The 24237-nt window shown below is 62.6% G+C and carries 40 protein-coding genes; 35 read left to right on the top strand and 5 right to left on the bottom strand.

Annotated features, from left to right (window positions below):
* Positions 1-12: 12 nt before the first annotated feature.
* The 31 genes from tuf to HCN58_RS03620 all read left to right on the top strand — a co-directional run bounded on the left by tuf (position 13) and on the right by HCN58_RS03620 (position 17410).
* Complete coding sequence (tuf, locus tag HCN58_RS03770) at positions 13-1203, top strand: elongation factor Tu (RefSeq protein WP_161855313.1); 1191 nt, start codon at positions 13-15, stop codon at positions 1201-1203.
* A 93-nt stretch (positions 1204-1296) separates the two neighbouring features.
* Positions 1297-1605: a 30S ribosomal protein S10 gene (gene rpsJ, locus HCN58_RS03765; protein ID WP_002712302.1), complete on the top strand. Its 309-nt coding sequence runs from the start codon at positions 1297-1299 to the stop codon at positions 1603-1605.
* A 53-nt stretch (positions 1606-1658) separates the two neighbouring features.
* Complete coding sequence (gene rplC / locus HCN58_RS03760) at positions 1659-2381, top strand: 50S ribosomal protein L3 (protein WP_171578053.1); 723 nt, start codon at positions 1659-1661, stop codon at positions 2379-2381.
* A 1-nt stretch (position 2382) separates the two neighbouring features.
* A complete protein-coding gene (rplD, locus tag HCN58_RS03755) occupies positions 2383-3003 on the top strand; it encodes a 50S ribosomal protein L4 (protein ID WP_171578052.1) in 621 nt (206 codons plus the stop codon).
* The gene (locus HCN58_RS03750) at positions 3000-3299 is read left to right on the top strand and encodes a 50S ribosomal protein L23 (RefSeq protein ID WP_171578051.1); all 300 of its coding nucleotides are present in this window, start codon (positions 3000-3002) and stop codon (positions 3297-3299) included. The genes rplD and HCN58_RS03750 overlap by 4 nt, the downstream gene beginning before the upstream one ends.
* A gap of 12 nt (positions 3300-3311) precedes the next feature.
* A complete protein-coding gene (rplB, locus tag HCN58_RS03745) occupies positions 3312-4145 on the top strand; it encodes a 50S ribosomal protein L2 (RefSeq protein ID WP_171578050.1) in 834 nt (277 codons plus the stop codon).
* A 12-nt stretch (positions 4146-4157) separates the two neighbouring features.
* Positions 4158-4436 carry a 30S ribosomal protein S19 gene (gene rpsS, locus HCN58_RS03740; RefSeq protein ID WP_025588653.1) on the top strand — a complete coding sequence of 93 codons (279 nt, stop codon included), beginning with the start codon at positions 4158-4160 and terminating at the stop codon, positions 4434-4436.
* Between the two features lie 10 nt (positions 4437-4446).
* Positions 4447-4833 (top strand): 50S ribosomal protein L22, encoded by a 387-nt coding sequence (gene rplV, locus HCN58_RS03735; RefSeq protein ID WP_028349054.1) that lies wholly within the window; start codon positions 4447-4449, stop codon positions 4831-4833.
* Positions 4834-4852: 19 nt separating this feature from the next.
* A complete protein-coding gene (gene rpsC, locus HCN58_RS03730) occupies positions 4853-5551 on the top strand; it encodes a 30S ribosomal protein S3 (protein WP_171578049.1) in 699 nt (232 codons plus the stop codon).
* 31 nt (positions 5552-5582) lie between these two features.
* Positions 5583-5996 carry a 50S ribosomal protein L16 gene (rplP, locus tag HCN58_RS03725; RefSeq protein WP_057843582.1) on the top strand — a complete coding sequence of 138 codons (414 nt, stop codon included), beginning with the start codon at positions 5583-5585 and terminating at the stop codon, positions 5994-5996.
* 5 nt (positions 5997-6001) lie between these two features.
* A complete protein-coding gene (gene rpmC, locus HCN58_RS03720; RefSeq protein ID WP_171578048.1) occupies positions 6002-6208 on the top strand; it encodes a 50S ribosomal protein L29 in 207 nt (68 codons plus the stop codon).
* A gap of 11 nt (positions 6209-6219) precedes the next feature.
* Positions 6220-6468 carry a 30S ribosomal protein S17 gene (rpsQ, locus tag HCN58_RS03715; protein WP_057843583.1) on the top strand — a complete coding sequence of 83 codons (249 nt, stop codon included), beginning with the start codon at positions 6220-6222 and terminating at the stop codon, positions 6466-6468.
* Positions 6469-6553: 85 nt separating this feature from the next.
* Complete coding sequence (rplN, locus tag HCN58_RS03710) at positions 6554-6922, top strand: 50S ribosomal protein L14 (RefSeq protein ID WP_011473865.1); 369 nt, start codon at positions 6554-6556, stop codon at positions 6920-6922.
* Positions 6922-7236 carry a 50S ribosomal protein L24 gene (gene rplX, locus HCN58_RS03705; RefSeq protein WP_171578047.1) on the top strand — a complete coding sequence of 105 codons (315 nt, stop codon included), beginning with the start codon at positions 6922-6924 and terminating at the stop codon, positions 7234-7236. Before rplN ends, rplX begins: the two co-directional genes overlap by 1 nt.
* Positions 7229-7786: a 50S ribosomal protein L5 gene (gene rplE, locus HCN58_RS03700; RefSeq protein WP_171578046.1), complete on the top strand. Its 558-nt coding sequence runs from the start codon at positions 7229-7231 to the stop codon at positions 7784-7786. Before rplX ends, rplE begins: the two co-directional genes overlap by 8 nt.
* 43 nt (positions 7787-7829) lie before the next feature.
* The gene (gene rpsN, locus HCN58_RS03695) at positions 7830-8135 is read left to right on the top strand and encodes a 30S ribosomal protein S14 (protein ID WP_065728822.1); all 306 of its coding nucleotides are present in this window, start codon (positions 7830-7832) and stop codon (positions 8133-8135) included.
* Positions 8136-8149: 14 nt separating this feature from the next.
* Complete coding sequence (gene rpsH, locus HCN58_RS03690; protein WP_057849119.1) at positions 8150-8548, top strand: 30S ribosomal protein S8; 399 nt, start codon at positions 8150-8152, stop codon at positions 8546-8548.
* A 16-nt stretch (positions 8549-8564) separates the two neighbouring features.
* The gene (gene rplF, locus HCN58_RS03685; protein ID WP_171578045.1) at positions 8565-9098 is read left to right on the top strand and encodes a 50S ribosomal protein L6; all 534 of its coding nucleotides are present in this window, start codon (positions 8565-8567) and stop codon (positions 9096-9098) included.
* An 11-nt stretch (positions 9099-9109) separates the two neighbouring features.
* On the top strand, positions 9110-9469 hold the full coding sequence (rplR, locus tag HCN58_RS03680; protein ID WP_065728824.1) for a 50S ribosomal protein L18: 360 nt from the start codon (positions 9110-9112) through the stop codon (positions 9467-9469).
* Positions 9470-9531: 62 nt separating this feature from the next.
* Positions 9532-10107, top strand: coding sequence for a 30S ribosomal protein S5 (gene rpsE / locus HCN58_RS03675; protein WP_028349043.1), 576 nt, complete (start codon positions 9532-9534; stop codon positions 10105-10107).
* A gap of 37 nt (positions 10108-10144) precedes the next feature.
* Complete coding sequence (gene rpmD, locus HCN58_RS03670; RefSeq protein ID WP_171578044.1) at positions 10145-10339, top strand: 50S ribosomal protein L30; 195 nt, start codon at positions 10145-10147, stop codon at positions 10337-10339.
* Between the two features lie 16 nt (positions 10340-10355).
* Entirely contained in the window at positions 10356-10844 is a 489-nt protein-coding gene (rplO, locus tag HCN58_RS03665) for a 50S ribosomal protein L15 (RefSeq protein WP_171578043.1), read from the top strand.
* A gap of 145 nt (positions 10845-10989) precedes the next feature.
* Positions 10990-12321: a preprotein translocase subunit SecY gene (gene secY / locus HCN58_RS03660; protein WP_171578042.1), complete on the top strand. Its 1332-nt coding sequence runs from the start codon at positions 10990-10992 to the stop codon at positions 12319-12321.
* A 76-nt stretch (positions 12322-12397) separates the two neighbouring features.
* Positions 12398-13267, top strand: a complete 870-nt coding sequence (locus HCN58_RS03655) for an adenylate kinase (RefSeq protein WP_171578041.1) — start codon at positions 12398-12400, stop codon at positions 13265-13267.
* Positions 13268-13451: 184 nt separating this feature from the next.
* Complete coding sequence (gene rpsM / locus HCN58_RS03650; RefSeq protein WP_171578040.1) at positions 13452-13820, top strand: 30S ribosomal protein S13; 369 nt, start codon at positions 13452-13454, stop codon at positions 13818-13820.
* A gap of 120 nt (positions 13821-13940) precedes the next feature.
* The gene (gene rpsK, locus HCN58_RS03645) at positions 13941-14330 is read left to right on the top strand and encodes a 30S ribosomal protein S11 (protein WP_006021048.1); all 390 of its coding nucleotides are present in this window, start codon (positions 13941-13943) and stop codon (positions 14328-14330) included.
* Between the two features lie 111 nt (positions 14331-14441).
* Positions 14442-15482, top strand: a complete 1041-nt coding sequence (locus HCN58_RS03640; protein ID WP_171578039.1) for a DNA-directed RNA polymerase subunit alpha — start codon at positions 14442-14444, stop codon at positions 15480-15482.
* Positions 15483-15640: 158 nt separating this feature from the next.
* Complete coding sequence (gene rplQ, locus HCN58_RS03635) at positions 15641-16057, top strand: 50S ribosomal protein L17 (RefSeq protein ID WP_028349036.1); 417 nt, start codon at positions 15641-15643, stop codon at positions 16055-16057.
* 10 nt (positions 16058-16067) lie between these two features.
* Positions 16068-16643 carry a transcription elongation factor GreA gene (gene greA, locus HCN58_RS03630; protein WP_311966765.1) on the top strand — a complete coding sequence of 192 codons (576 nt, stop codon included), beginning with the start codon at positions 16068-16070 and terminating at the stop codon, positions 16641-16643.
* 23 nt (positions 16644-16666) lie between these two features.
* Positions 16667-16963 carry a DUF1330 domain-containing protein gene (locus HCN58_RS03625; RefSeq protein ID WP_171578038.1) on the top strand — a complete coding sequence of 99 codons (297 nt, stop codon included), beginning with the start codon at positions 16667-16669 and terminating at the stop codon, positions 16961-16963.
* A gap of 96 nt (positions 16964-17059) precedes the next feature.
* The gene (locus HCN58_RS03620; protein WP_171578037.1) at positions 17060-17410 is read left to right on the top strand and encodes a DUF1236 domain-containing protein; all 351 of its coding nucleotides are present in this window, start codon (positions 17060-17062) and stop codon (positions 17408-17410) included.
* A gap of 54 nt (positions 17411-17464) precedes the next feature.
* Here the strand turns inward: HCN58_RS03620 and HCN58_RS03615 are convergent, their stop codons facing one another.
* Together HCN58_RS03615 and HCN58_RS03610 are read right to left on the bottom strand one after the other, a co-directional pair.
* Positions 17465-17830 (bottom strand): hypothetical protein, encoded by a 366-nt coding sequence (locus tag HCN58_RS03615; RefSeq protein WP_171578036.1) that lies wholly within the window; start codon positions 17828-17830, stop codon positions 17465-17467.
* 219 nt (positions 17831-18049) lie between these two features.
* Complete coding sequence (locus tag HCN58_RS03610; RefSeq protein ID WP_171578035.1) at positions 18050-19063, bottom strand: zinc-binding alcohol dehydrogenase family protein; 1014 nt, start codon at positions 19061-19063, stop codon at positions 18050-18052.
* A gap of 132 nt (positions 19064-19195) precedes the next feature.
* Between HCN58_RS03610 and HCN58_RS03605 the strand changes: the two genes are divergently transcribed.
* The 4 genes from HCN58_RS03605 (at position 19196) to HCN58_RS03590 (ending at position 23099) form a co-directional block, all read left to right on the top strand.
* The gene (locus HCN58_RS03605) at positions 19196-19573 is read left to right on the top strand and encodes a winged helix-turn-helix transcriptional regulator (protein ID WP_171578034.1); all 378 of its coding nucleotides are present in this window, start codon (positions 19196-19198) and stop codon (positions 19571-19573) included.
* A gap of 81 nt (positions 19574-19654) precedes the next feature.
* Complete coding sequence (locus HCN58_RS03600) at positions 19655-21052, top strand: DegQ family serine endoprotease (RefSeq protein ID WP_171578033.1); 1398 nt, start codon at positions 19655-19657, stop codon at positions 21050-21052.
* Complete coding sequence (locus tag HCN58_RS03595) at positions 21049-22386, top strand: replication-associated recombination protein A (protein ID WP_171578032.1); 1338 nt, start codon at positions 21049-21051, stop codon at positions 22384-22386. Before HCN58_RS03600 ends, HCN58_RS03595 begins: the two co-directional genes overlap by 4 nt.
* 32 nt (positions 22387-22418) lie before the next feature.
* Positions 22419-23099 (top strand): tetratricopeptide repeat protein, encoded by a 681-nt coding sequence (locus tag HCN58_RS03590; RefSeq protein WP_311966764.1) that lies wholly within the window; start codon positions 22419-22421, stop codon positions 23097-23099.
* 17 nt (positions 23100-23116) lie between these two features.
* Here the strand turns inward: HCN58_RS03590 and HCN58_RS03585 are convergent, their stop codons facing one another.
* Genes HCN58_RS03585 through HCN58_RS03575 form a run of 3 tightly spaced genes read right to left on the bottom strand, consistent with a single transcriptional unit; the run spans position 23117 to position 24230 of the window.
* Entirely contained in the window at positions 23117-23404 is a 288-nt protein-coding gene (locus tag HCN58_RS03585) for a YciI family protein (RefSeq protein ID WP_028349025.1), read from the bottom strand.
* Positions 23370-23537, bottom strand: a complete 168-nt coding sequence (locus HCN58_RS03580) for a hypothetical protein (RefSeq protein ID WP_171578030.1) — start codon at positions 23535-23537, stop codon at positions 23370-23372. The genes HCN58_RS03585 and HCN58_RS03580 overlap by 35 nt, the downstream gene beginning before the upstream one ends.
* A 12-nt stretch (positions 23538-23549) precedes the next feature.
* Positions 23550-24230: a winged helix-turn-helix transcriptional regulator gene (locus HCN58_RS03575; protein WP_171578029.1), complete on the bottom strand. Its 681-nt coding sequence runs from the start codon at positions 24228-24230 to the stop codon at positions 23550-23552.
* Positions 24231-24237: the final 7 nt, after the last annotated feature.

Below are 24237 nucleotides of genomic sequence, written 5' to 3'. Positions count from 1 at the left end.
ACGGAGAGTCAAATGGCCAAAGCAAAGTTTGAACGTACTAAACCGCACTGCAACATCGGAACCATCGGTCACGTCGACCATGGAAAGACATCGCTGACCGCAGCGATCACCAAGGTGCTGGCTGAAACCGGCGGTGCGACGTTCACGGCGTACGACCAGATCGACAAGGCGCCGGAAGAGAAGGCGCGCGGCATCACCATCTCGACCGCTCACGTCGAGTATGAGACGAAGAACCGCCACTACGCCCACGTCGACTGCCCCGGCCACGCCGACTATGTGAAGAACATGATTACCGGCGCGGCGCAGATGGACGGCGCCATCCTGGTCGTGTCGGCTGCCGACGGCCCGATGCCGCAGACCCGCGAGCACATCCTGCTCGCCCGTCAGGTCGGCGTGCCCGCGCTCGTTGTGTTCCTGAACAAGTGCGACATGGTCGACGATCCGGAACTGCTCGAGCTTGTCGAGCTCGAGGTCCGCGAACTGCTCTCGAAGTATGAATTCCCGGGTGACAAGATCCCGATCATCAAGGGCTCGGCGCTTGCCGCCCTCGAAGACAAGGACAAGAAGCTGGGCCACGACGCCATCCTCGAGCTGATGCGCAATGTCGACGAATACATTCCGCAGCCGGAGCGTCCGGTCGACCAGCCGTTCCTGATGCCGGTCGAAGACGTGTTCTCGATCTCGGGCCGCGGCACCGTCGTCACCGGTCGTGTCGAGCGCGGCATCATCAAGGTCGGCGAGGAAATCGAAATCGTAGGTCTGCGCGACACCCAGAAGACCATCGTCACGGGCGTCGAAATGTTCCGCAAGCTGCTCGATCAGGGTCAGGCCGGCGACAACATCGGCGCGCTGCTCCGCGGCACCAAGCGCGAGGAAGTCGAGCGTGGCCAGGTGCTGGCGAAGCCGGGTTCGGTCAAGCCGCACACCAAGTTCAAGGCTGAGGCCTACATCCTGACCAAGGAAGAGGGCGGTCGTCACACCCCGTTCTTCACCAACTACCGGCCCCAGTTCTACTTCCGCACCACCGACGTGACCGGCGTCGTGCATCTGCCCGAAGGCACCGAGATGGTGATGCCGGGCGACAACATCGCGATGGAAGTGCACCTGATCGTGCCGATCGCGATGGAAGAAAAGCTGCGCTTCGCGATCCGCGAAGGCGGCCGCACCGTCGGCGCCGGCGTCGTCGCCGCCATCATCGAATAAGCGAATCGGTAATGGCGAATAGCGAGTGGACCAGCTCCATTCGCTATTCGCTACTCACCACTCGCCCTACGCGACAAAGAAAGACAAACGGCAATGAACGGCCAAAATATTCGCATCCGTCTCAAGGCGTTCGACCATCGAATCCTCGATACGTCGACCCGCGAGATCGTGAACACGGCGAAACGTACCGGTGCCCAGGTTCGCGGACCCATTCCGCTGCCCACCCGCATCGAGAAGTTCACCGTCAACCGTTCGCCGCACGTCGACAAGAAGAGCCGTGAGCAGTTCGAGATGCGCACCCACAAGCGCCTTCTCGACATTGTCGACCCGACCCCGCAGACCGTCGATGCTCTCATGAAGCTCGATCTGGCCGCCGGTGTCGACGTCGAGATCAAGCTCTAAGATTTTCAAGGATCGTCCGCCGTTAGCGGACAGAAAGAACAGGAAGCACGCCGATGCGCTCCGGAGTGATCGCACAAAAGGTCGGGATGACGCGGGTCTTTACGGAGGCCGGCGAACATATCCCTGTGACCGTGCTGAAGCTGGGCAATTGCCAGGTGCTGGGCCACCGCACGACCGAAAAGAACGGTTACGTTGCGCTGCAGCTCGGTGCGGGCACCCGCAAGACCGTCTATCTGCCCAAGGCAGAGCGCGGCCAGTTTGCGGTCGCCAAGGTCGAGCCCAAGCGGAAGGTCACCGAGTTTCGCGTCTCCGAGGACGCGCTGATTCCGGTTGGCGCGGAGATCCAGGCTGACCATTTCGTGGTCGGCCAGTTCGTCGACGTCACCGGGACCTCTGTTGGTAAGGGTTTTGCCGGCGGCATGAAGCGCTGGAATTTCGGCGGTCTGCGCGCCACCCACGGCGTGTCGGTTTCGCACCGTTCGATCGGTTCGACCGGCGGACGTCAGGATCCCGGCAAGACCTTCAAGAACAAGAAGATGCCCGGTCACATGGGTGTCGATCGCATCACCACGCTCAATTTGCGTGTGGTGCAGACCGACGTCGAGCGCGGCCTGATCCTCGTCGAGGGCGCCGTTCCCGGCTCCAAGGGCGGCTGGATCTCGGTGCGCGACGCTGTGAAGAAACCGTTGCCGAAGGAAGCTCCGAAGCCCGGCAAGTTCAAGGTCGCCGGCGGCGAGCAGGCTGCTGCTGTACCGGCTGAGCAGGAGGGCGCGTGAGATGGAACTGAAAGTCACGACCCTTGAGGGCAAGGAAGCCGGATCGGTCCAGCTCTCGGACGCGATCTTCGGTCTCGAGCCGCGCGCCGACATCATCCAGCGTTGCGTGCAATGGCAGCTCAACAAGCGTCAGGCCGGAACGCACAAGGCCCAGGGCCGCGCCGATGTCTGGCGCACCGGCAAGAAGATGTACAAGCAGAAGGGCACCGGCGGAGCCCGTCACGGCTCGGCCCGCGTGCCGCAGTTCCGCGGCGGTGGCCGTGCGTTCGGTCCAGTGGTTCGCTCGCACGCGACCGACCTGCCGAAGAAGGTGCGGGCGCTGGCGCTCAAGCATGCTTTATCGGCGAAGGCCAAGGACGGCGGCCTGATCGTGATCGACAGCGCGCAGGTCAAGGAAGCCAAGACCAAGGCACTGGTCGGTCACTTCTCCGGTCTTGGGCTCACGAACGCGCTGATCATCGACGGCGCCGAGCTGAACATGGGTTTTGCGACTGCTGCGCGCAACATTCCGAATATCGACGTGCTGCCGATCCAGGGCATCAACGTCTACGACATTCTGCGCCGTCAGAAGCTGGTACTGACGAAGGCGGCAGTGGATGCGCTGGAGGCGCGCTTCAAATGAAGAATATCGATCCGCGCCACTACGATGTGATCGTAGCGCCCGTCGTCACCGAAAAGGCGACGGTTGCGTCCGAGCACAACAAGGTCGTGTTCAAGGTTGCCAGCAAGGCGACCAAGCCGCAAATCAAGGAAGCCGTCGAGAAGTTGTTCGACGTCAAGGTGAAGAGCGTGAACACGCTGGTCCGCAAGGGCAAGACCAAGGTGTTCCGCGGCAATTTCGGTTCGCAGTCGGACTCGAAGCGGGCTGTCGTGACCCTCGAAGAGGGCCACCGCATCGACGTCACCACCGGACTATAAGGCGACACAGCGATGGCATTGAAAACATACAATCCGACGACGCCGGGCCAGCGCCAGCTGGTGATGGTCGACCGTTCGGCGCTCTACAAGGGCAAGCCGGTCAAGGCGTTGACCGAGGGCAAGCTCGGCAATGGCGGCCGCAACAACACCGGCCGCATCACCGTGCGCTTCCGCGGCGGCGGCCACAAGAAAGCCTATCGCCTGGTGGACTTCAAGCGGAGCAAGGTTGACGTTCCGGCCGTCGTCGAGCGGCTGGAATATGATCCGAACCGCACCGCGTTCATCGCGCTGATCAAGTATCAGGACGGCGAGCAGGCCTACATCCTGGCGCCGCAGCGTCTGGCCGCGGGCGATACCGTGGTAGCCGGCAACTATGTCGACGTGAAGCCGGGCAATGTCATGCCGCTCGGCAACATGCCGGTCGGCACCATCGTCCATAACATCGAGATGAAGATCGGGAAGGGCGGCCAGATCGCCCGTTCCGCCGGCACCTACGCCCAGATCGTCGGCCGCGACCAGGACTACGTCATTCTGCGCCTGAACTCGGGCGAACAGCGCCTGGTGCACGGTCGTTGCCGCGGCACCATCGGGGCGGTGTCGAACCCCGATCACATGAACATCTCGATCGGCAAGGCCGGTCGCACCCGCTGGTTGGGCTGGCGTCCGCATAACCGCGGCGTCGTCATGAACCCGATCGACCATCCGCATGGCGGCGGCGAAGGCCGCACCTCGGGCGGCCGCCACCCGGTCACGCCGTGGGGCAAGCCGACCAAGGGCAAGAAGACCCGTTCGAATAAGTCGACCAACAGATTCATCCTCCTAAGCCGCCACAAGCGGAAGAAGTAAGGAACGCCGGACATGGTTCGTTCAGTCTGGAAAGGCCCGTTCGTCGAAGCCTCTCTGCTCAAGAAAGCAGATGCTGCGCGCGCGTCCGGCCGTCACGACGTCATCAAGATCTGGAGCCGCCGCTCGACCATCCTGCCGCAGTTCGTCGGCCTGGTGTTCGGCGTCTACAACGGCCAGAAGCATGTGCCGGTCTCGGTCAACGAGGAAATGGTGGGTCACAAGTTCGGCGAGTTCTCGCCGACCCGTACCTTCCATGGCCACTCTGGCGACAAGAAAGCCAAGAAGGCTTGAGGAATAGACGATGAGCAAACCAAAGCGCGAACGTAGCCTCGCGGACAACGAGGCCAAGGCAGTCGCCCGGATGCTGCGCGTCAGCCCGCAGAAGCTCAATCTTGTCGCGCAACTGATCCGCGGCCGGAAGGCGTCGGCTGCGCTCGCCGACCTGCAGTTCTCGCGCAAGCGGATCGCGGTCGATGTCAAGAAGTGCCTGGAATCGGCGATCGCGAACGCCGAGAACAATCATGACCTCGAGGTCGACGATCTCGTCGTCGCTGAGGCGCATGTCGGCAACGGCATCGTCATGAAGCGCTTTTCGCCGCGCGGCCGTGGCCGCTCGGGACGTATCTATAAACCGTTCTCGCACCTGACCATTGTGGTTCGTCAGGTCGAGGCCGAGGCAAGCGCTTAAAGCGGCGCGGGAGAAAACGATGGGTCAAAAGATCAATCCAATCGGACTGCGTCTCGGCATCAACCGCACGTGGGATTCCCGTTGGTTCGCCGGCAAGAGCGAATACGGCAAGCTCTTGCATGAAGACGTCAAGATCCGCGAGATCCTGCACAAGGAGCTCAAGCAGGCGGCAGTCGCCCGCATTGTGATCGAGCGTCCGCACAAGAAGTGCCGCGTGACGATCCATTCGGCGCGTCCTGGTGTCGTGATCGGCAAGAAGGGCGCCGACATCGACAAGCTGCGCAAGCGGGTTGCCGACATCACGGCTTCCGACGTCGTCATCAACATCGTCGAAATCCGCAAGCCCGAGCTCGACGCCACGCTGGTTGCCGAATCGATTGCGCAACAGCTCGAGCGTCGCGTCGCGTTCCGCCGCGCCATGAAGCGGGCGGTGCAGTCGGCGATGCGTCTCGGCGCCGAAGGCATCCGCATCAACTGTTCGGGCCGTCTCGGCGGCGCGGAAATCGCGCGCATGGAGTGGTACCGCGAAGGCCGCGTGCCCTTGCACACGCTGCGCGCCGACGTCGATTACGGCGTGGCGACCGCGTTCACGACGTTCGGCACCTGCGGGGTCAAGGTCTGGATCTTCAAGGGCGAGATCCTCGAGCACGATCCGATGGCCCAGGACAAGAAGATGGCCGAAGGCGAGACCGCGCGTCCGCGCCGCGACGCTGCGTGAGAAATTAGAGAAGGTTTGAGGGCTTAAAGCCATGATGCAACCAAAGAAAACGAAGTTCCGGAAGGCGCATAAGGGCCGTATCCACGGCGTTGCGACTTCGGGTGCGACGTTGTCGTTCGGCCAGTTCGGCCTGAAGGCGATGGCGCCCGAGCGCGTCACCGCCCGCCAGATCGAAGCCGCGCGCCGCGCGCTGACCCGCCACATGAAGCGCGCCGGCCGCGTCTGGATCCGCGTGTTCCCGGACGTGCCGGTGTCGAAGAAGCCCGCCGAAGTCCGCATGGGCTCCGGCAAGGGTACGCCGGAATTGTGGGTGGCGCGGGTCAAGCCGGGCCGGGTGATTTTCGAGATCGACGGCGTCAACGTGCAGACCGCGAAAGAAGCGCTTACGCTTGCCGCCGCCAAGCTGCCGATCAAGACGCGCTTCGTTGCGCGCATTGCGGAGTAGTGCTCATGGCCCCGATGAAAGTTGAAGACATCCGCGCGATGAGCGACGACCAGAGGGAGGACGCCGTCCTCAATCTGAAGAAGGAGCGTTTCAATCTGCGTTTCCAGCGCGCCACCGGGCAGCTCGAGAACACCTCGCGGCTGCGCGAAGCCCGCCGCGATATCGCCCGCATCAAGACCATCGCCGCGCAGCTTCGCGCGAAGAAGAAGTAAGAGGCCGTATTATGCCGAAACGTACCCTTCAGGGCGTGGTCGTGAGCGACAAGCAAGCCAAGACGGTGGTGGTGCGCGTCGATCGCCGCTTCACCCATCCGATCTACAAGAAGACGATCCGCCGCTCCAAGAACTACCACGCGCACGACGAGAACAGCGAGTTCAAGCCGGGCGACATGGTGTGGATCGAGGAAAGCAAGCCGATCTCGAAGTTGAAGCGCTGGACTGTGGTCCGGGGCGAACAGAAGAAAACCGCCTGAGATTCATTCGGCCTGGCCGGATGAGTAATCAGGAAAAATTTTAGGCGCTAATTCGAGCGCATCAGAAAGAGGACGAGGTGCATCAATGATTCAGATGCAGACCAACCTCGACGTGGCCGACAATTCAGGCGCACGCCGTGTCATGTGCATCAAGGTGCTGGGGGGCTCCAAGCGCCGCTATGCCACCGTGGGCGACGTTATCGTCGTGTCGATCAAGGAAGCGATTCCGCGCGGCAAGGTGAAGAAGGGCGACGTGATGAAGGCCGTCGTGGTGCGGGTCCGCAAGGACATTCGCCGCGCCGACGGCTCGGTCATCCGCTTCGACCGCAACGCCGCCGTACTGATCAACAACCAGTCGGAGCCGGTCGGCACCCGTATCTTCGGGCCGGTGCCGCGCGAGCTGCGCGCCAAGAACCACATGAAAATCATCTCGCTTGCGCCGGAGGTGCTGTGATGGCTGCCAAGATCCGGAAAGGTGACAAGGTCATGGTGCTGACCGGCCGCGACAAGGGCCGCACCGGCGAAGTATTCGAGGTCCGCCCCGCCGAGAACAAGGCGCTGGTGCGCGGCATCAACATGGTGAAGCGTCACCAGAAGCAGACCCAGAACCAGGAAGGCGGCATCATCTCCAAGGAGTCGCCGATCCACCTGTCCAACATCGCCTATGTCGGCAAGGACGGAAAGCCGACCCGCATAGGGTTCAAGATTCAGGCCGATGGCAAGAAGGTACGCATTGCCAAGAGCTCGGGAGCAGAGATCGATGGCTGATACGGCTTACACGCCGCGCCTGCGCGCGGAGTATGACAAGACCATTCGTGGCCAGCTAACTGAAAAGTTCGGCTACGCCAACGTCATGCAGGTGCCGCGGCTGGACAAGGTCGTGCTCAACATGGGCGTCGGCGATGCCGTCAACGACCGCAAGAAGGCCGAGACCGCGGCTGGCGAACTGACGCAGATCGCCGGCCAGAAGGCGATCGTGACCTATTCGCGGATCGCGATCGCGACCTTCAAGCTGCGCGAGAACCAGCCGATCGGCTGCAAGGTCACGCTGCGGAAAGCGCGCATGTACGAGTTCATCGATCGCCTGGTGAACGTGGCACTGCCGCGCGTGCGCGACTTCCGTGGTCTGAACCCGAAGAGCTTCGACGGCCGCGGCAATTACTCGCTCGGCCTCAAGGAGCACATCATTTTCCCCGAAATCGATTTCGACAAGGTTTCGGAAGCCCGCGGCATGGACATCACCGTCTGCACCACGGCGAAGACCGACGACGAGGCGCGTGCCTTGTTGACTGCATTCAATTTCCCGTTCCGGCAGTGAGACGCAGCTAAGCCTCTCAAACGCGGAAACCCAGGAGCCAAGCATGGCAAAGAAGAGTTCGATCGAGAAGAACAACCGGCGCAAGCGGATGGCCAAGAACGCCGCGCCTGCGCGCGCAAAGCTGAAGGCGATCATCGCCGACAAGACCAAGCCGATGGAAGAGCGGTTCGCGGCGACGCTGAAGCTTGCCCAGATGCCGCGCAACTCGTCGACGACCCGCATCCGCAACCGCTGCGAGCTGACCGGCCGTCCGCGTTCGAACTACCGCAAGAACAAGCTTTCCCGCATCGCGCTGCGTGAACTCGGCTCCAAGGGCCTGGTTCCCGGGCTCGTGAAGTCGAGCTGGTAAGGAGGGTCGTCACGATGTCAACGCACGATCCGATCAGCGATCTCATCACCCGCATTCGCAACGCGCAGATGCGTTCGAAGTCCAAGGTCTCGACCCCGGGCTCGAAGATGCGCGCCAGCGTGCTCGAAGTGCTGAAATCCGAGGGCTACATCCGCGGCTACGCCAGCGTCGAACACGCCTCGGGCCGCAGCGAACTCGAGATCGAGCTGAAGTATTTCGATGGCGAGCCCGTCATTCGCGAGATCGAGCGGGTCTCCAAGCCGGGTCGTCGGGTTTACGCCTCGGTGAAGAACCTGCCGCGCGTGAACAACGGTCTCGGCATTTCGGTGTTGTCGACGCCGAAGGGAATCATGGCTGACCACGAAGCGCGCGACGCGAACGTGGGCGGCGAAGTTCTCTTCACGGTGTTCTGAGGAAGGATTTTTAGCCATGTCACGTGTTGGCAAACGGCCTGTGGCGATCCCGTCCGGTGTGACGGCGACCGTCGAGGGGCAGACCGTCAAGGTGAAGGGGCCGAAGGGCCAGCTTCAGTTCGTCGTGCATGACGACGTCGAGGTGAAGTCCGAAAGCGGGGCGATCACGGTCGCGCCGAAGTTCAAGACCAACCGCGCCCAGGCCATGTACGGCACCGCGCGCGCGCAGGTGGCGAACCTGGTCGAGGGCGTCACCAAGGGCTTTGAGAAGAAGCTCGAGATCACCGGCGTCGGTTACCGCGCCGCGATGCAGGGCAAGAACCTGCAGCTCGCGCTCGGCTACAGCCACGACGTAGTTTATGCGATCCCGGAAGGCATCACCATCGCGGTGCCAAAGCCGACCGAGATCACGATTTCGGGCACCGATTCCCAGCGCGTCGGGCAGGTCGCCGCCGAGATCCGCGCCTACCGTCCGCCGGAGCCCTACAAGGGCAAGGGTGTGAAGTACGCCAACGAATTCATCTTCCGCAAGGAAGGCAAGAAGAAGTAACGGAGCCGGTCATGTCACTCAAGGTCACGAATGCCCGGCGCAAGCAGCGAGTGCGCAACTCGCTGCGCCGGTCCGCCAATGGACGCCCGCGTCTGTCGGTGTTCCGTTCGTCGAAGCACATCTACGCTCAGGTCATCGACGACCTGAAGGGCGAGACGCTGGCTTCCGCCTCGTCGCTGGAAAAGACCATGCGCGAGGCCGGCAATACCGGCGCCAACATCGATGCGGCCAAGGCCGTCGGCAAGCTGCTGGCGGAACGCGCCGTGAAGAACGGCGTCAAAGAAGTGGTGTTCGATCGCGGCAGCTATCTCTATCACGGGCGCGTCAAGGCGCTCGCGGACGCCGCCCGCGAAAGCGGACTGAGCTTCTAACGAAACCGTTTTGGATAATTACGAGGACAGGGGCTTTCTTCCCCTAAAGATTGGAAAACACCATGGCAGGTGAACGCGAACGCGGCGGACGCGAACGGAGCAGGGATCGCGAGGAGCGCGACAGCGAGTTCGTCGACAAGCTCGTGCACATCAATCGCGTGGCGAAGGTCGTCAAGGGCGGCAAACGCTTCGGCTTCGCGGCGCTGGTCGTGATCGGCGACCAGAAGGGCCGGGTCGGTTTCGGCCACGGCAAGGCGCGCGAAGTGCCCGAGGCGATCCGCAAGGCTACCGAGTCGGCCAAGCGCAATCTGACGCGCGTGGCGCTGCGCGAAGGCCGCACGCTGCATCACGACATCGCCGGCCGTCACGGCGCCGGCCGCGTTTACCTGCGCGCCGCTCCGGCCGGTACCGGCATCATCGCCGGCGGCCCGATGCGCGCGGTGTTCGAGACGCTCGGCATCCAGGACGTGGTGGCGAAGTCGATCGGCTCGTCGAATCCCTACAACATGGTTCGCGCGACCTTCGACGCGCTGAAGCATCAGGATTCGCCGCGTTCGGTCGCCGCCCGCCGCAACATCAAGGTCTCCACGCTGCAGTCGCGCCGCGTCGGCGGCGACGCCGAAGTGGTGGCTGAATAACCGGCGCGTATTTCAAGCGCTCTTTGGAGTTAAGACGATGGCCAAGGCCGCAAAGACGATCAAGGTCGAGCAGACCGGCAGCGCGATCCGCCGCCACCACTCGCAGCGTTCGACGCTGATCGGCCTCAAGCTCAACAAGATCGGTCGTGTGACCGAACTGCAGGACACGCCTGCAATTCGCGGCATGATCGCCAAGGTTCAACATCTCGTCCGCATCGTCGGCGAGAAGTAAGCAAGGAGACAGGGCGATGAAGCTCAGCGATATCGCCGACAACGCCGGCTCGCGCAAAAAGCGCATGCGCGTCGGTCGTGGCATCGGTTCGGGCAAGGGCAAGACTTCGGGCCGCGGCGGCAAGGGCCAGACCGCGCGTTCGGGCGTGCGCATCAAGGGCTTCGAAGGCGGCCAGATGCCGCTGCATCGCCGCCTGCCGAAGCGCGGCTTCAACAACATCTTCCGGCTCGACTTTGCCGAGATCAATCTCGACCGGCTGCAGGAGGCGATCGACGCCATGCTGGTCGACGTCAAGGAAACCGTCACGGTCGAATCGCTGGTCAAGGCCGGCGTGATCCGCCGCGCCAAGGACGGCCTGCGGCTGCTCGGCCGCGGCGAACTCAAGGCCAAGCTCGCGATCGAGGTGCATGGCGCCTCGAAATCCGCGGTTGCGGCGGTCGAGAAGGCCGGCGGCACGGTGAAGATCCTGGCCCCGGCCAAGAAGCAAGAAGGCGAGGCGGCGTAACATCTGCGTCATCGCCCGCGTGTGAGCGGGCGATCCGCAGGGTGGGATGATGGACTTATTGAAGCCGAGCACCAAATAATGTCCGGCGTCTGCCGATGGCCCCGTTCGGGCATCGGCCTTCGGGGCGGCGGGAGAAAGCCTGAACATGGTCTCAGCAGCAGAACAACTTGCGGCAAACCTCAATTTCGGCGCTCTGGCGAAGGCCGACGAACTGAAGAAGCGCATCTGGTTCACGCTGGGTGCGCTGCTTGTTTATCGGCTCGGCACCTATATCCCGCTGCCTGGCATCGATCCCGCGATCTGGGAACAGGTGTTCAAGTCGCAGGCCGGCGGCATTCTCGGCATGTTCAACATGTTCGCCGGGGGCGGCATCCACCGCATGGCGATCTTCGCGCTGAATATCATGCCGTACATCTCGGCATCGATCATCATTCAGCTGCTGACCACGGTGTCGCCGCAGCTCGAAGCCTTGAAGAAGGAAGGCGAGGCGGGCCGCAAGACGCTGAACCAGTACACCCGCTATCTGACGGTCATCCTCGCCGCGTTCCAGTCCTATGGCATTGCGGTCGGCCTTCAGGGCGCCGGCAACGTCGTCAGCGATCCCGGCGTGTTCTTCCTGCTCTCGACCACGATCACGCTGACCGGCGGCACCATGTTCCTGATGTGGCTCGGTGAGCAGATCACCTCGCGCGGCATCGGCAACGGCATTTCGCTGATCATTCTAGCCGGCATCGTCGCCGAACTGCCTTCCGCACTCGCGAATATGCTGGAACTGGGCCGTCAGGGCGCACTCTCGACCGGCCTGATCCTGATCGTGATCGTGATGGCGGTCGCCGTGATCGCCTTCATCGTGTTCATGGAGCGCGCGCAGCGCAGACTTCTGATCCAGTATCCGAAGCGCCAGGTCGGTAACAAGATGTTCGAAGGGCAGTCCTCACATCTGCCGCTCAAGCTTAACACCTCGGGTGTGATTCCGCCGATCTTCGCCTCGTCGCTGCTCTTGCTGCCGGCAACGGTTGCGAACTTCAACGCCGGCAAGGGGCCGGAGTGGTTCCAGTGGCTGAACACCCAGCTCAGCCACGGCCGTCCGCTGTTCCTGTTCCTCTATCTGGCGCTGATCGTGTTCTTCGCCTTCTTCTATACCGCGATCGTGTTCAACCCTACCGAGACCGCCGACAATCTGAAGAAGCACGGCGGCTTCATTCCCGGCATTCGTCCGGGCGAGCGCACCGCCGAATATATCGATTACGTGCTGTCGCGCATTACCGTGCTGGGTGCGATCTATCTGGCGATCGTGTGTCTGATTCCCGAAATCCTGATTTCCTACGCCTCGGTGCCGTTTTATTTCGGCGGAACCTCACTTCTGATCGTCGTCAGCGTGACGATGGATACGGTGGCGCAGGTGCAGGGTTATCTGTTGGCCCATCAGTATGAGGGGCTGATCCGGAAATCCAAGCTGAGGGGCCGTCGCCGCTGATTTCGCGGATACGCGTGGTCTGAAATTCAATACAGGGTGTGCGGCGATTCGCTCACCAAGCCGGGGGCGAATAGTCATGAGATTGATCCTTTTGGGTCCGCCGGGCGCGGGCAAGGGGACCCAGGCACAGCGGCTGGTCCAGAAATACGGCATCATCCAGCTCTCGACCGGCGAGATGCTGCGTGCTGCGGTCGCCGCCGAAACGCCGATCGGCCTGCAGGCCAAGGACATCATGGCCAGCGGCGCGCTGGTGCCCGATGAGATCGTGATCGGCATTATCTCCGACCGTCTCGACCAGCCCGACATGAAGAAAGGTTTTATCCTCGACGGCTTTCCGCGCACCGTGCCGCAGGCCGCGGCCCTCGACGAGCTCCTGAAGAAGAAGCACATCAAGCTCGACGCCGTGATCGAGCTGCGCGTCAACGAGAGCGCGCTTCTGAACCGCGTCGAGACACGCGTCGCCGAGATGCGGGCCCGTGGCGAGGAAGTGCGAATCGACGACACCCCGGAGGTGCTGTCGAAGCGGCTGGCGAGCTACCGCGCGCTGACGGAGCCGCTGATCCACTATTATTCCGAGCGGCGGAAGCTCGCTACTGTCGACGGCATGATGACCATCGAGCAGGTCACGCGGGAGATTAACCGGATCCTGTCCGCCGTCGGCGCGGTGGAACCCAAGGCCGCCCGGTCAGCGGCGCCGGCCAGGAAGGCCAAAGGGGCCGCCAGGAAGAGCGCGAAGCCGGCGGGTAAAAAACCCGCCAAAACCGCAGGGAAGGCGGCCAAAGCGGCTGCAAAAGACAAGAAAGCGGCCTCCAAGCGGGCTGGGACGGCGACCCGCAGGGCCACCGCGGCTGCCAAGGGGCGGTCGGCCGGCAAGGCTAGAAGGGCGGTCAAAAAGATTGTGCCGAAGGCTGCCAAAAAGGTCACGAAAAAGCGAGCTAAGCGGTAGAGGCAGTTGACGAAACCGAGTTGAATCCTTTAATAAGCCCCGCATCCAAGTCGGATAGTTTTTTGACGATGCCGGGCCCCGCAAGAGATGAGGGGAGGGCGTCGTGTTCGCGTTTGCGGACACTTGCCCGAGTTAGCAAGAACATGGTCCGGTCCATAGGGGATCGGCGACAGGAGAGAAGTCCGTGGCCCGTATTGCCGGCGTGAATATCCCGACCAACAAGCGCGTTCTGATCGCGCTCCAGTACATCCATGGCATCGGCCAGAAGAACGCGTCCGAGATCATGGAGAAGGTCAAGATCCCGACGGATCGTCGTGTCAGCCAGCTGAGCGACCAGGAAGTCCTGCAGATCCGCGAAGTGATCGACCGCGACTATCTCGTCGAGGGCGATCTTCGCCGCGAGACCGGCATCAACATCAAGCGTCTGATGGACCTCGGCTGCTATCGCGGCCTGCGTCATCGCCGCGGCCTACCGGTGCGCGGCCAGCGCACCCACACCAACGCGCGCACGCGCAAGGGCCCGGCCAAGTCAATCGCCGGCAAGAAGAAGTAATTGGCGAATAGGGAATTGCGATTGGCGAATAGAAATCTACTCGCCATTCGCCACTCGCGTTTTTTAGGTGTAGCCGCTGGCAGTACGGCGGCGTTTGAGATCACAGGAAGGTTTTAGGTAATGGGCAAGGAAGCCACCCGCGTACGCCGTCGCGAACGCAAGAACATCGCCTCCGGCATCGCGCACGTGAATTCGTCCTTCAACAACACGACCATCACCATCACCGACGCGCAGGGCAATACCATTGCCTGGTCCTCGGCCGGCACGATGGGCTTCAAGGGCTCGCGCAAGTCGACCCCCTATGCCGCGCAGGTCGCGGCCGAAGACGTTTCCAAGAAGGCGCAGGAACACGGCATGCGCACGCTGGAAGTGGAAGTTGCCGGCCCCGGTTCGGGCCGCGAATCGGCACTTCGCGCGCTACAGGCGGCGGGCTTCACCGTGACGTCGATCCGCGACGTGACGACGATCCCGCACAATGGTTGCCGTCCGCGCAAGCGCCGGCGCGTTTGATGTCTGGTCGCGGGCGGTTTTGCCGCTCGCGATTGCTTTTGGAATTTTCCGCGGACTGATCCGCGATCTCCAACGCCAGTGATCTGACGACGGATCGACTGGCCCGGTCTATTGACCCGAAGGGGTGACAAAGTGACGATCCAGAAAAATTGGCAAGAACTCATTCGACCGAACAAGCTGCAGGTAACGGCGGGCCCCGACACGACACGGTTTGCGACCGTGGTCGCCGAGCCGCTCGAGCGCGGCTTCGGCCAGACGCTCGGTAACGCGTTGCGCCGCATCCTGCTGTCGTCGCTGCAGGGCGCCGCCGTGCAGTCGGTGCACATCGACGGCGTGCTGCACGAGTTCTCCTCGATCGCGGGCGTTCGCGAGGACGTCACCGACATCGTGCTCAACATCAAGGACATCTCGATCAAGATGCAGGGCGAAGGCCCCAAGCGCATGGTCGTGAAGAAGTCCGGTCCGGGCGTCGTTACCGCCGGCGACATTCAGACCGTCGGCGACATCGTCGTGCTCAATCCCGACCTGCAGCTCTGCACACTGGACGAGGGCGCTGAAATCCGCATGGAGTTCACGGTTGCCGCCGGCAAGGGCTACGTCGCCGCCGAGCGTAACCGGCCGGAGGACGCGCCGATCGGCCTGATCCCGGTCGACAGCCTGTTCTCGCCCGTGCGCAAGGTCTCCTACAAAGTCGAGAACACCCGCGAGGGCCAGATCCTCGACTACGACAAGCTGACCATGACGATCGAGACCAACGGCGCGATCTCGCCGGAGGACGCGGTGGCCTATGCCGCGCGCATCCTGCAGGATCAGCTCAACGTGTTCGTGAACTTCGAAGAGCCGCGCAAGGAAGTCGCGCAGGAGATCATCCCCGATCTCGCCTTCAACCCGGCGTTTCTCAAGAAGGTCGACGAGCTCGAACTGTCGGTGCGTTCGGCAAACTGCCTGAAGAACGACAACATCGTCTATATCGGCGACCTCGTGCAGAAGTCGGAAGCGGAAATGCTCCGCACCCCGAACTTCGGCCGCAAGTCACTGAACGAGATCAAGGAAGTGCTGGCCCAGATGGGCCTGCATCTCGGCATGGAAGTGCCGGGCTGGCCGCCGGAGAACATCGACGAACTCGCCAAGCGCTTCGAGGATCATTACTGAGCATTCGTTATTCCGGGCGCGTGAGCGCGAACCCGGAATCTCGAGATTCCGGATTGTCGCTTTGCGAGGTCCGGAATGACTGGGGCGAACGCAGGTAGCCCACCTGAGCAACAAGTCCGACGAACCGTCGCGACGAAGACTAATCAAGGAATAAATCAATGCGTCACGGCAAGGTTCATCGTAAGCTCAACCGCACCGCCGAGCATCGCCGCGCGATGTTCGCCAACATGTGCGCGGCCCTGATCAAGCACGAGCAGATCGTCACCACGCTGCCGAAGGCCAAGGAGCTGCGCCCGATCGTCGAGAAGCTCGTCACCCTCGGTAAGAAGGGTGGGCTCGCCATGCGGCGGCAGGCGATCTCGGAAATGCGCGACGTCGACCAGGTCAAGAAGCTGTTCGACACGCTGGCACCCCGCTACAAGGACCGCCAGGGCGGCTACACCCGCATCATCAAGGCCGGCTTCCGCTACGGCGACAACGCGCCGATGGCCGTGATCGAATTCGTCGACCGCGACGTCGACGCCAAGGGCCAGGATTCTGGTCCGGTGGAGGAGAAGTCCGCCGAAGCGGCGTGAGTTTTTCGGATTGCAGTTTCAAAAGCGGCGCTTAAAGCGCCGCTTTTTTGTTGCCCGACGCGCCCGCCATCGCCGCCAGCGCGTGACTTCGCAGGAACCGTTCCGGGCCGTCAAACGTTTGACAGGCATGAGTAGGGCGTTCGTCAAGGACACAGAGGACGTCGAAGGTCTGCCTGACCGGCCAATCTCCGATCTTCCGAATGATGTAACGGCTGAAGGTCTCCGCCGGATCGAGCAAGCGTTGGCCGCGGCCGAGGCGGGCCAGGCTGCGGCGCAATCCGCGGGAGATCGCGCGGCGCTGGCCAGCGCTCGCCGTGACTTCCGCTATTGGAATGCTCGCCGCGCCACGGCAAGGGTGGCACCCGAGCCCACGGACAATTCCGTCGTGCGTTTCGGCCACACCGTCACCATCGTGCGCGAGGATGATCGGCGACAGACGTTCCGGATCGTCGGCGAAGACGAGGCTGAGCCCGCGCACGGGACGATCTCGCACGGCTCGCCGCTGGCGCGCGCGCTGTTCGGCAAGGGCGTCGGCGATGTCGTCGTCATCGCCGGAGGCGAGGCGGAAATCGTCGAAATCCGGTGATGCGTAACGCCGCGAGGTGAAGGATGTCAGCCTACGTTATTTCCGAAGTCGAGATGCGCGATCCGGCAGGGTTCGAGGTCTATCGAACGATCGCCGCGAAGGCGATCGCACATTATGGCGGCCGCTATTTGATCCGTGGTGGCGCTGCAAATTTGATCGAAGGCGAGCCGCCGCCGAAAACCATTATCGTTGTCGAATTTCCGACAATGGCGCGTTTGCGCGAATGGTACGCCTCGCCGGAATATGCCGAGGCGTTTAGAGTGCGGCAGACCGCGCTGGGTCGCCGTCTGATTTTCGTCGAGGGCGTCGCGCCGGTTTAGGCCAGCAAATGCTATGAAGCGGGCGTTCAGGCGGAACAAGGACACGCAGAAACCGTTTTTCCTGATGCCGCGCTGATGCGGCTTGAGGAGGACTACATGAAGAAGCTGCTTATTTTAGCGGCGGCAGCGTCGCTGGTTGCGACCATGGCCAACGCTCAAACCACGGTCATCACTCCCGGAACGACCACCGGAACTGGGGGCGCTACGGTACAGATTGAGCCGGAGTATCGCACGAAGATCAAGAGCTACGTGACCGAGCACAAGATCCGTCCGATTGAAACGCGGGAAAGAATCGTGGTGGGCGCCAAGGTGCCGACCGACGTCGAGCTCGAGGCAGTGCCTTCGGATTGGGGCCCGTCAGTGACGAAGTATCGCTATGTCTACTCGAACAATCGCGTGATGCTGGTCGACCCTGCCACGCGCACGGTAGTGCATGAGATCGACTGAGGTACTCTCGTCGCTCCATGCCGCCGTGTCAGGCGGCCCTTTTCATTCGCTGGATCACCAGTGATGCCAGTGGCGATGATAAAACCGCGGACGCGGATAGTAGGCGAATGCCGGGCGAACCACGCGACGGTAGCGAACGACGGGCACGAAGGGCTCGTCGTAATATCCGCCGTAGTAAGCTGGTGCATAACCGCCGTAATAGGCCGGGGCATATCCGCCGTAATAGCCGTCATAGTATCCGTAGCCCGGACCATAGGCGTAAGCGCTCGAAGCCAATCCGCCGATCACTGCGCCTGCGATAAGCCCGCCGGCCAGCCCGGGAAAGAATCCGCCGTGCCGCGCTTCCGCGGGCGCCGGCGCTGCGATGGTGGCGAGGCCAAGAGTTGCCGCCGCGGCCAAGGCTAAAGGTGCTTTCCTCATGGACTACTCCTTTCCGTAAACAGACATTCGCTAAACACATTCAGGTGAAGTTCGTTGCTTAAGTGTCGGCTTCCAAAAGGCCTTTCGCGGTAAATTTAATTTTGATGAATACCCGTTCAGGCGACGGTTCGACAGGGAGCCGCTCTTAGGCGAATTCCCATTTTTTCCGATCTGGAACTCGCGGCCGGGAGAGGTCGCGTTTCGCGGGTAACGTCCATGCTACCAGCCCTCCAGCACGATCTTGCCGCGCGACTTGCCGCTTTCCAATAGCGCATGGGCCCGTTTCAGATTGGCGGCGTTGATGGTGCCGAAGGTCTGGTCGAGCGTTGTACGCAGCACGCCCTTGTCGAGGAGGTTGGAGACGTCGTTCAGGAGGTGGTGCTGGGCGATCATGTCAGGCGTCTGGAACGAGGAGCGCGTGAACATCGATTCCCAGTGGATCGACACCGCCTTCCCCTTGAAGGCCGAGACAGTGAATTCCGGGGGATCGTCGATCAGGCCGAACTTGCCTTGTGGTGCGATGAAATCCGCGATCGCCTTGTAGTGCTGGTCGGTGAACGTGAGGCTCGCGACCAGCGCGACCGGCGGCACTTTCAATTTCTCGATCTGCTCTTTCATCGGCTGGGAATGGTCAATCACGGCATGCGCGCCGAGATCGAGGCACCATTTCTGCGACTCCGGACGCGTGGCGGTGGCGACCACCGTCAGCCCGGTCAGGCGGCGCGCCAGCTGGGTCAGGATCGAGCCGACGCCACCGGCGCCGCCGGTGATCAGCAAGGTGCGCGGATCGAGGCTCTTGCCCGGCACGGCGCCGAGCCGGTCGAACAGCAATTCCCAGGCGGTGATCGACGTCAGCGGCAGCGCTGCGGCCTGCGCGAACGACAGCGATCTCGGCTTCTTGCCAACGATCCGCTCGTCGACCAAGTGAAATTCCGCGTTGGTTCCCTGGCGCAGGATCGAGCCGGCGTAAAATACCTCGTCGCCTGATTTGAACAGGGTGACGTCGGGGCCGACGGCATCGACGATGCCAGCGGCGTCGTAGCCCAGGATTTTTGTCTCGCCCTCGGGCGGGGCGGCGCGCTTGCGGACCTTGTAATCGACCGGGTTGGCGGAGATCGCCTTGACGGCGACGCGGATGTCGCGGCCCGTCGGTTCTGGCTTGGGAGCTTCAAAATCGATCAGCGAATTCGCGTCCTCGATGGGAAGCGATTTTCTGTATCCGACGGCCTTCATGTCCCTGTCTCCCTGGCTGGGTGAAATCGTTGGAAGCCTACCTGTCGCGCTGGCATCGGAATGGCAAGTACTGTAAATTTGGGGAACTAGTCCCTTTCTGGATACTATTGGGAAAAGCCCCAGGAAAATCCCATGAAGCGGCGGAATTTTGCCCGTCGGCCGGGCTGCGCTGTCGAAGCCACGCTCGACCTGATCGACGGCAAGTGGAAAGGCGTGATCCTGTTCCACCTGCAGGCCGGCACCCAGCGCTTTGGGGAGTTGCGGCGGCGGATGCCCGGAATTACCCAGCGCATGCTGACCAAGCAGCTTCGCGCGCTCGAGGACGACAAGCTCGTGATCCGCAAGGTCTATGCCGAGGTGCCGCCGCGGGTCGAATACTCGCTATCGGAGATCGGCGAGAGCCTGCGGCCGGTGATCGAGACGCTCAGGGCATGGGGAGAGGGCCACCAGGAAAGGCTATCCTGTGCGCCGGCCTCCGATACCGTCAAAGCTTCCGATCGCGCGGCCTGACCGGCAGTATTGTGTACCGAGTTACCTTCTCTCGTTACCGCCTCGCATCTATATCTGAGGCCATCAATTTGGGATTCTTGCATGACGTTGACGATCCGCTCTTTCGCATTGCTGCTGGTTTCCGCAGTCGTTGTAGCGCCGGCGCTGGCACAGGATCGGCGGGTGCCGTCTTCGGGCGCCGAGTTGCGGCTGTCCTACGCGCCGATCGTGCAGCGCGCGCAGCCGGCAGTGGTGAACGTCTATGCCGCCAAGACCGTACAGAACCGCAATCCGCTGTTGGATGACCCGATCTTCCGCCGCTTCTTCGGCGTCCCGGGCATGCAGCCCGAGCAGATGCAGCGCTCGCTGGGATCAGGCGTGATGGTCGATTCTTCCGGGCTCGTGGTCACCAACAACCACGTCATCGAGGGCGCCGATCAAGTCAAGATATCGCTCGCCGACAAGCGCGAGTTCGAGGCCGAGATCGTGCTGAAGGACAGCCGTACGGATCTGGCCGTGCTGCGCGTGAAGGACGGACGGGAAAAATTCGCGACGCTGGACTTTGCCAATTCCGATGAATTGCTGGTCGGCGACGTCGTGCTCGCGATCGGCAATCCCTTCGGCGTCGGCCAGACCGTGACCCACGGCATCGTGTCCGCGCTGGCCCGCACTAAGGTCGGCATCACAGACTACCAGTTCTTCATTCAGACTGATGCTGCGATCAATCCGGGCAATTCCGGCGGCGCTCTGGTCGACATGACCGGCAAGCTGGTCGGCATCAACACCGCGATCTTTTCGCGCTCCGGCGGCTCGCAGGGAATCGGCTTTGCGATTCCCGCCAACATGGTGCGGGTCGTCGTGGCCTCGGCCAAGAGCGGCGGCAAGGCCGTCAAGCGGCCGTGGCTGGGTGCGAAACTGCAGGCGGTGACGCCCGAAATCGCCGAGACGCTGGGGCTGAAACTGCCGAACGGCGCTCTGGTCGCCAATGTCGCGCCGAACAGTCCGGCCGCGCGCGCCGGGCTGAAAGCGTCGGACCTGATCGTCGCCATCGAAGGGCAGCCGATCGACGATCCCAACGCGTTCGACTATCGCTTCGCCACAAGACAGCTCGGCGGCGCCGCGCAAATCGACGTGCAGCGTGGCGGAAAGACCGTCAAGGTCGCGGTACCGCTGGAGACCGCCCCCGACACCAACCGCGATGAAATCGTGCTTACCGCGCGCTCGCCGTTCCAGGGCGCCAAGGTCGCCAATATTTCGCCGGCGGTTGCCGACGAGCTGCACTTGGATTCGCAGACCGAGGGCGTCGTGGTGATCGATCTCGCCGATGACGGTACTGCGGCCAGCGTCGGCTTCCAGAAAGGCGACATCATCCTTGCAGTCAACAATCAGAAGATCAACAAGACCAGCGATCTCGACAAGGCTTCAAAGACATCGTCCAGGCTGTGGCGCATCGTTGTGGTGCGCGGCGGCCAGCAGATCAACGTGACGCTCGGCGGATGAGCCCGAAGAAACCCCGCGAGGCGACTAATCTCTTTGCGGCGGCAGGGATGGAGGAGGATGCGCCGCGTCCGCTTCCAGACCGGCTGCGCCCGCGCTCGCTGGCCGATGTCGTCGGACAGGATCACATCCTCGGCCCCGACGGCGCGCTGACGCGCATGCTGGAGACGCGCACGCTGGGCTCGCTGGTATTCTGGGGGCCGCCCGGCACCGGCAAGACCACGGTGGCGCGGCTGCTGGCGGACGCCACCGAACTGCATTTCGAGCAGATTTCGGCGGTGTTTTCCGGCGTCGCCGATCTGAAAAAGGTGTTCGACGCGGCGCGCGCCCGGCGCGAGATGGGCAAGGGCACGCTGTTGTTCGTCGATGAGGTGCATCGCTTCAATCGCGCGCAGCAGGATTCATTCCTGCCCGTGATGGAAGACGGCACCGTGGTGCTGGTCGGCGCCACCACCGAAAACCCGTCATTCGAGCTCAACGCCGCGTTGTTGTCGCGGGCCCGCGTGCTGGTGTTCCACTCGCTCGATGCCGCCGCGATCGAAAAACTCTTTGCGCATGCCGAAAAGGTCGAGGGCCGAAGACTGCCGCTCGATGCCGAGGCGCGCGCCGTGCTGGTGCGGATGGCCGATGGCGACGGCCGCGCCGCGCTGACCTTGGCCGAAGAGGTCTGGCGCGCCGCGCGCAAGGACGAAATCTTCAACGCCGCCCAATTGCAGGAAATCCTGCAGCGCCGCGCGCCGATCTACGACAAATCCGCCGACGGCCACTACAACCTGATCTCGGCGCTGCATAAATCGGTGCGCGGCTCGGATCCCGATGCCGCGCTGTACTACCTCGCGCGCATGCTGGATGCCGGCGAGGACCCGCTGTTTTTGGCGCGGCGCGTGGTCCGAATGGCGGTCGAGGACATCGGCCTTGCCGATCCGCAGGCGCTGGTGATCTGCAACGCCGCCAAGGACGCGTTCGACTTCCTCGGCCATCCTGAGGGCGAGCTCGCAATCGCGCAGGCCGTGATCTATCTCGCCACCGCGCCGAAATCGAACGCCGCCTACATGGCCTTTGGCGCGGCGATGCGTACGGCGAAGGAGGGCGGTTCGCTGCTGCCGCCAAAACATATTCTGAATTCGCCGACCAGGCTGATGAAGTCGGAAGGTTATGGCGCGGGCTACGAATACGACCACGACGCGCCGGACGCCTTCTCCGGGCAGGACTACTTCCCGGAAGCGTTGGGGCGGCAGACCTTTTACAATCCACCGGACCGCGGCTTTGAGCGCGAAATCCGCAAACGGCTGGATTACTGGGCGAAGTTGCGTAGGGAACGAGGCCAGCGCGAATGAACCGTTTCGGAAAGTGTTTTGGACGAACAATCGTGGCAGTCGCCTTCGTCGTGACCCTGGCGTCGACGCTCCCTGCAGCCGCCGATAGCATCGAGGTGGCACCGGGTGTGCAGGTGACGAAGCGAAGCTATACGGCACCGATCAACGAGCAGCCGTTCTTCGGCTTTGCAGTCAAGAATCCGGAAGAGAAAGCCTCAGACGAGAAATTCGTCGGCGCCATCGTCGGGGCGACCGGCTCTCGCGAGAAGGCCTTCGACGAAATAACCATGCGTGGCTGGAGGGCGATCAATACCGGCAAGATACGAGAGGCCGCACTGCGATTTAACCAGGCGTTCCTCATTTCACCCGAGCAGAGCGCCATCTATCACGGCCTCGCAGTGGTCGCTCAATTTCGCTTCAATGACCTCGACGCCGCCGACGAACTGTTCGGGATCGCGCTCAAACAGCCCAATCCGGTGAAGGCGCTGAGGGCCGATTATGGCCGCATGTTGCTGATCGCGAAACGCCCGCGCGACGCGCTGCCGGTGCTGGAGCAGGCGGTCAAGGATGCGCCTGACTTCAGTGATGCCTGGACCAATCTTGCCATAGCGCGTTTCCAAAACGGTGACGCGGCAGCGGCCTGCGCGGCGGCGGAGGAGGCCGCCAAGCGCCGTCCGTCAAACAATTCCGGGGGCGACCTGACCGCCGTGAGAAACGCCGCGCAGTGTAGATAGCGCGGTGGTCTTCCGCGTCAGCCCGATCTTACTTCGTAGACTCGAATGCTCGAAATGAAAGGGTTGCCTTGCGCCATCTTCTCGGCGTCATCGAGCGTTGCCGCGTTGACAATTGTGAAGCCGGTGATCGAGTCGGGGCCGAGCGGGAGGTCCTTCGTTCCGCCCTTCGAGATTTCGCGACCATTGCCGAAGCCACCCATGTCGACGGTATGAGGCTTGGTGGCCTCGAACCACTTGCCCCAGGCGGCCATGATTTCCGGAGTGGGCTTTTCAAATCCGTAATGCAACAGCACAAACTTCTTCATGCTCGACTCCTTTCACCGATCGGGGCAATTGCTTTCTCTTTTGAGGCTTCGCCTTTGGTGCGATCGCCTCGCCTGACGGAACCGATTTGTCGAACAGATCGATCAGCGACTGCGGTGATTTCGTCCAGGCCACCGGTCCCTCCCGTCAGTTTGACGCGGGCGTCATGCGCCGGCGTTCCGCAAGGTCGAACAGAAGGGGAAGTTTGCGGACCAGCGCCATCGAGCCGCTTACTCTGGCCCGCTTGGCCTCGATCGCGTCCTGAACGGATACGCTCGTCCCGACAATCTGCAGTACCGCGTCGAATGGGGCTTCGAGCGTTCCCTTGCAATCGGTGATGCCTCTCTCGATGGCCGTCCCGAAGCCGCCGCCCGCGACGGTGAAGCCTGCGGATCCCTTGCCGTGGGTGACCACGAGGCCGACCCTGATTTCCGGCACCGGTGAACGCTTCGCAATGGCATCGAGGCCAAGCAGCACCCAATCCGGCTCGAAGGTGTCGCCCGGCACCGGTGGGAACAGGAAGCGGCCGCCCCAGCGGATCAACTCGCGGATCGCAGGCTGAACTTCCCGGCCAATCTCGGTCAATTCGTACACCTGCGCATTGGCCGGCGGGGGCAAGGCGGTCCGCCGCACGACGTTGCACTCGATCAGCGCGGTGAGGCGCGTTATCAGCAAGGTGGGACTCATGCCGTCAAGATGGTCCAGGAGATCGCCAAATCGCTTCGGCCCAAGAAGAAGCTCGCGGATGATCAGGAGAGTCCAGCGCTCGCCGATAATCTCCGCCGCCCGGGCGAGTGCGCAGAATTGCGGATAGTGAAGATTGCTCATGCCTTGC

The sequence above is a fragment of the Bradyrhizobium australiense genome, assembly GCF_013114825.1.
GTDB lineage: Bacteria > Pseudomonadota > Alphaproteobacteria > Rhizobiales > Xanthobacteraceae > Bradyrhizobium > Bradyrhizobium australiense.
Note: the sequence above shows the minus strand (reverse complement) of the source record. Positions and strands in the feature narration are given on the sequence as shown.

What these genes read in the sequence shown, in the direction of transcription:
- tuf (WP_161855313.1), top strand. Translation starts at nt 13, where the DNA reads ATGGCCAAAGCAAAGTTTGAACGTACTAAACCGCACTGCAACATCGGA.
- rpsJ (WP_002712302.1), top strand. Translation starts at nt 1,297, where the DNA reads ATGAACGGCCAAAATATTCGCATCCGTCTCAAGGCGTTCGACCATCGA.
- rplC (WP_171578053.1), top strand. Translation starts at nt 1,659, where the DNA reads ATGCGCTCCGGAGTGATCGCACAAAAGGTCGGGATGACGCGGGTCTTT.
- rplD (WP_171578052.1), top strand. Translation starts at nt 2,383, where the DNA reads ATGGAACTGAAAGTCACGACCCTTGAGGGCAAGGAAGCCGGATCGGTC.
- HCN58_RS03750 (WP_171578051.1), top strand. Translation starts at nt 3,000, where the DNA reads ATGAAGAATATCGATCCGCGCCACTACGATGTGATCGTAGCGCCCGTC.
- rplB (WP_171578050.1), top strand. Translation starts at nt 3,312, where the DNA reads ATGGCATTGAAAACATACAATCCGACGACGCCGGGCCAGCGCCAGCTG.
- rpsS (WP_025588653.1), top strand. Translation starts at nt 4,158, where the DNA reads ATGGTTCGTTCAGTCTGGAAAGGCCCGTTCGTCGAAGCCTCTCTGCTC.
- rplV (WP_028349054.1), top strand. Translation starts at nt 4,447, where the DNA reads ATGAGCAAACCAAAGCGCGAACGTAGCCTCGCGGACAACGAGGCCAAG.
- rpsC (WP_171578049.1), top strand. Translation starts at nt 4,853, where the DNA reads ATGGGTCAAAAGATCAATCCAATCGGACTGCGTCTCGGCATCAACCGC.
- rplP (WP_057843582.1), top strand. Translation starts at nt 5,583, where the DNA reads ATGATGCAACCAAAGAAAACGAAGTTCCGGAAGGCGCATAAGGGCCGT.
- rpmC (WP_171578048.1), top strand. Translation starts at nt 6,002, where the DNA reads ATGGCCCCGATGAAAGTTGAAGACATCCGCGCGATGAGCGACGACCAG.
- rpsQ (WP_057843583.1), top strand. Translation starts at nt 6,220, where the DNA reads ATGCCGAAACGTACCCTTCAGGGCGTGGTCGTGAGCGACAAGCAAGCC.
- rplN (WP_011473865.1), top strand. Translation starts at nt 6,554, where the DNA reads ATGATTCAGATGCAGACCAACCTCGACGTGGCCGACAATTCAGGCGCA.
- rplX (WP_171578047.1), top strand. Translation starts at nt 6,922, where the DNA reads ATGGCTGCCAAGATCCGGAAAGGTGACAAGGTCATGGTGCTGACCGGC.
- rplE (WP_171578046.1), top strand. Translation starts at nt 7,229, where the DNA reads ATGGCTGATACGGCTTACACGCCGCGCCTGCGCGCGGAGTATGACAAG.
- rpsN (WP_065728822.1), top strand. Translation starts at nt 7,830, where the DNA reads ATGGCAAAGAAGAGTTCGATCGAGAAGAACAACCGGCGCAAGCGGATG.
- rpsH (WP_057849119.1), top strand. Translation starts at nt 8,150, where the DNA reads ATGTCAACGCACGATCCGATCAGCGATCTCATCACCCGCATTCGCAAC.
- rplF (WP_171578045.1), top strand. Translation starts at nt 8,565, where the DNA reads ATGTCACGTGTTGGCAAACGGCCTGTGGCGATCCCGTCCGGTGTGACG.
- rplR (WP_065728824.1), top strand. Translation starts at nt 9,110, where the DNA reads ATGTCACTCAAGGTCACGAATGCCCGGCGCAAGCAGCGAGTGCGCAAC.
- rpsE (WP_028349043.1), top strand. Translation starts at nt 9,532, where the DNA reads ATGGCAGGTGAACGCGAACGCGGCGGACGCGAACGGAGCAGGGATCGC.
- rpmD (WP_171578044.1), top strand. Translation starts at nt 10,145, where the DNA reads ATGGCCAAGGCCGCAAAGACGATCAAGGTCGAGCAGACCGGCAGCGCG.
- rplO (WP_171578043.1), top strand. Translation starts at nt 10,356, where the DNA reads ATGAAGCTCAGCGATATCGCCGACAACGCCGGCTCGCGCAAAAAGCGC.
- secY (WP_171578042.1), top strand. Translation starts at nt 10,990, where the DNA reads ATGGTCTCAGCAGCAGAACAACTTGCGGCAAACCTCAATTTCGGCGCT.
- HCN58_RS03655 (WP_171578041.1), top strand. Translation starts at nt 12,398, where the DNA reads ATGAGATTGATCCTTTTGGGTCCGCCGGGCGCGGGCAAGGGGACCCAG.
- rpsK (WP_006021048.1), top strand. Translation starts at nt 13,941, where the DNA reads ATGGGCAAGGAAGCCACCCGCGTACGCCGTCGCGAACGCAAGAACATC.
- rplQ (WP_028349036.1), top strand. Translation starts at nt 15,641, where the DNA reads ATGCGTCACGGCAAGGTTCATCGTAAGCTCAACCGCACCGCCGAGCAT.
- HCN58_RS03625 (WP_171578038.1), top strand. Translation starts at nt 16,667, where the DNA reads ATGTCAGCCTACGTTATTTCCGAAGTCGAGATGCGCGATCCGGCAGGG.
- HCN58_RS03620 (WP_171578037.1), top strand. Translation starts at nt 17,060, where the DNA reads ATGAAGAAGCTGCTTATTTTAGCGGCGGCAGCGTCGCTGGTTGCGACC.
- HCN58_RS03615 (WP_171578036.1), bottom strand. Translation starts at nt 17,830, where the DNA reads ATGAGGAAAGCACCTTTAGCCTTGGCCGCGGCGGCAACTCTTGGCCTC.
- HCN58_RS03610 (WP_171578035.1), bottom strand. Translation starts at nt 19,063, where the DNA reads ATGAAGGCCGTCGGATACAGAAAATCGCTTCCCATCGAGGACGCGAAT.
- HCN58_RS03605 (WP_171578034.1), top strand. Translation starts at nt 19,196, where the DNA reads ATGAAGCGGCGGAATTTTGCCCGTCGGCCGGGCTGCGCTGTCGAAGCC.
- HCN58_RS03600 (WP_171578033.1), top strand. Translation starts at nt 19,655, where the DNA reads ATGACGTTGACGATCCGCTCTTTCGCATTGCTGCTGGTTTCCGCAGTC.
- HCN58_RS03595 (WP_171578032.1), top strand. Translation starts at nt 21,049, where the DNA reads ATGAGCCCGAAGAAACCCCGCGAGGCGACTAATCTCTTTGCGGCGGCA.
- HCN58_RS03585 (WP_028349025.1), bottom strand. Translation starts at nt 23,404, where the DNA reads ATGAAGAAGTTTGTGCTGTTGCATTACGGATTTGAAAAGCCCACTCCG.
- HCN58_RS03575 (WP_171578029.1), bottom strand. Translation starts at nt 24,230, where the DNA reads ATGAGCAATCTTCACTATCCGCAATTCTGCGCACTCGCCCGGGCGGCG.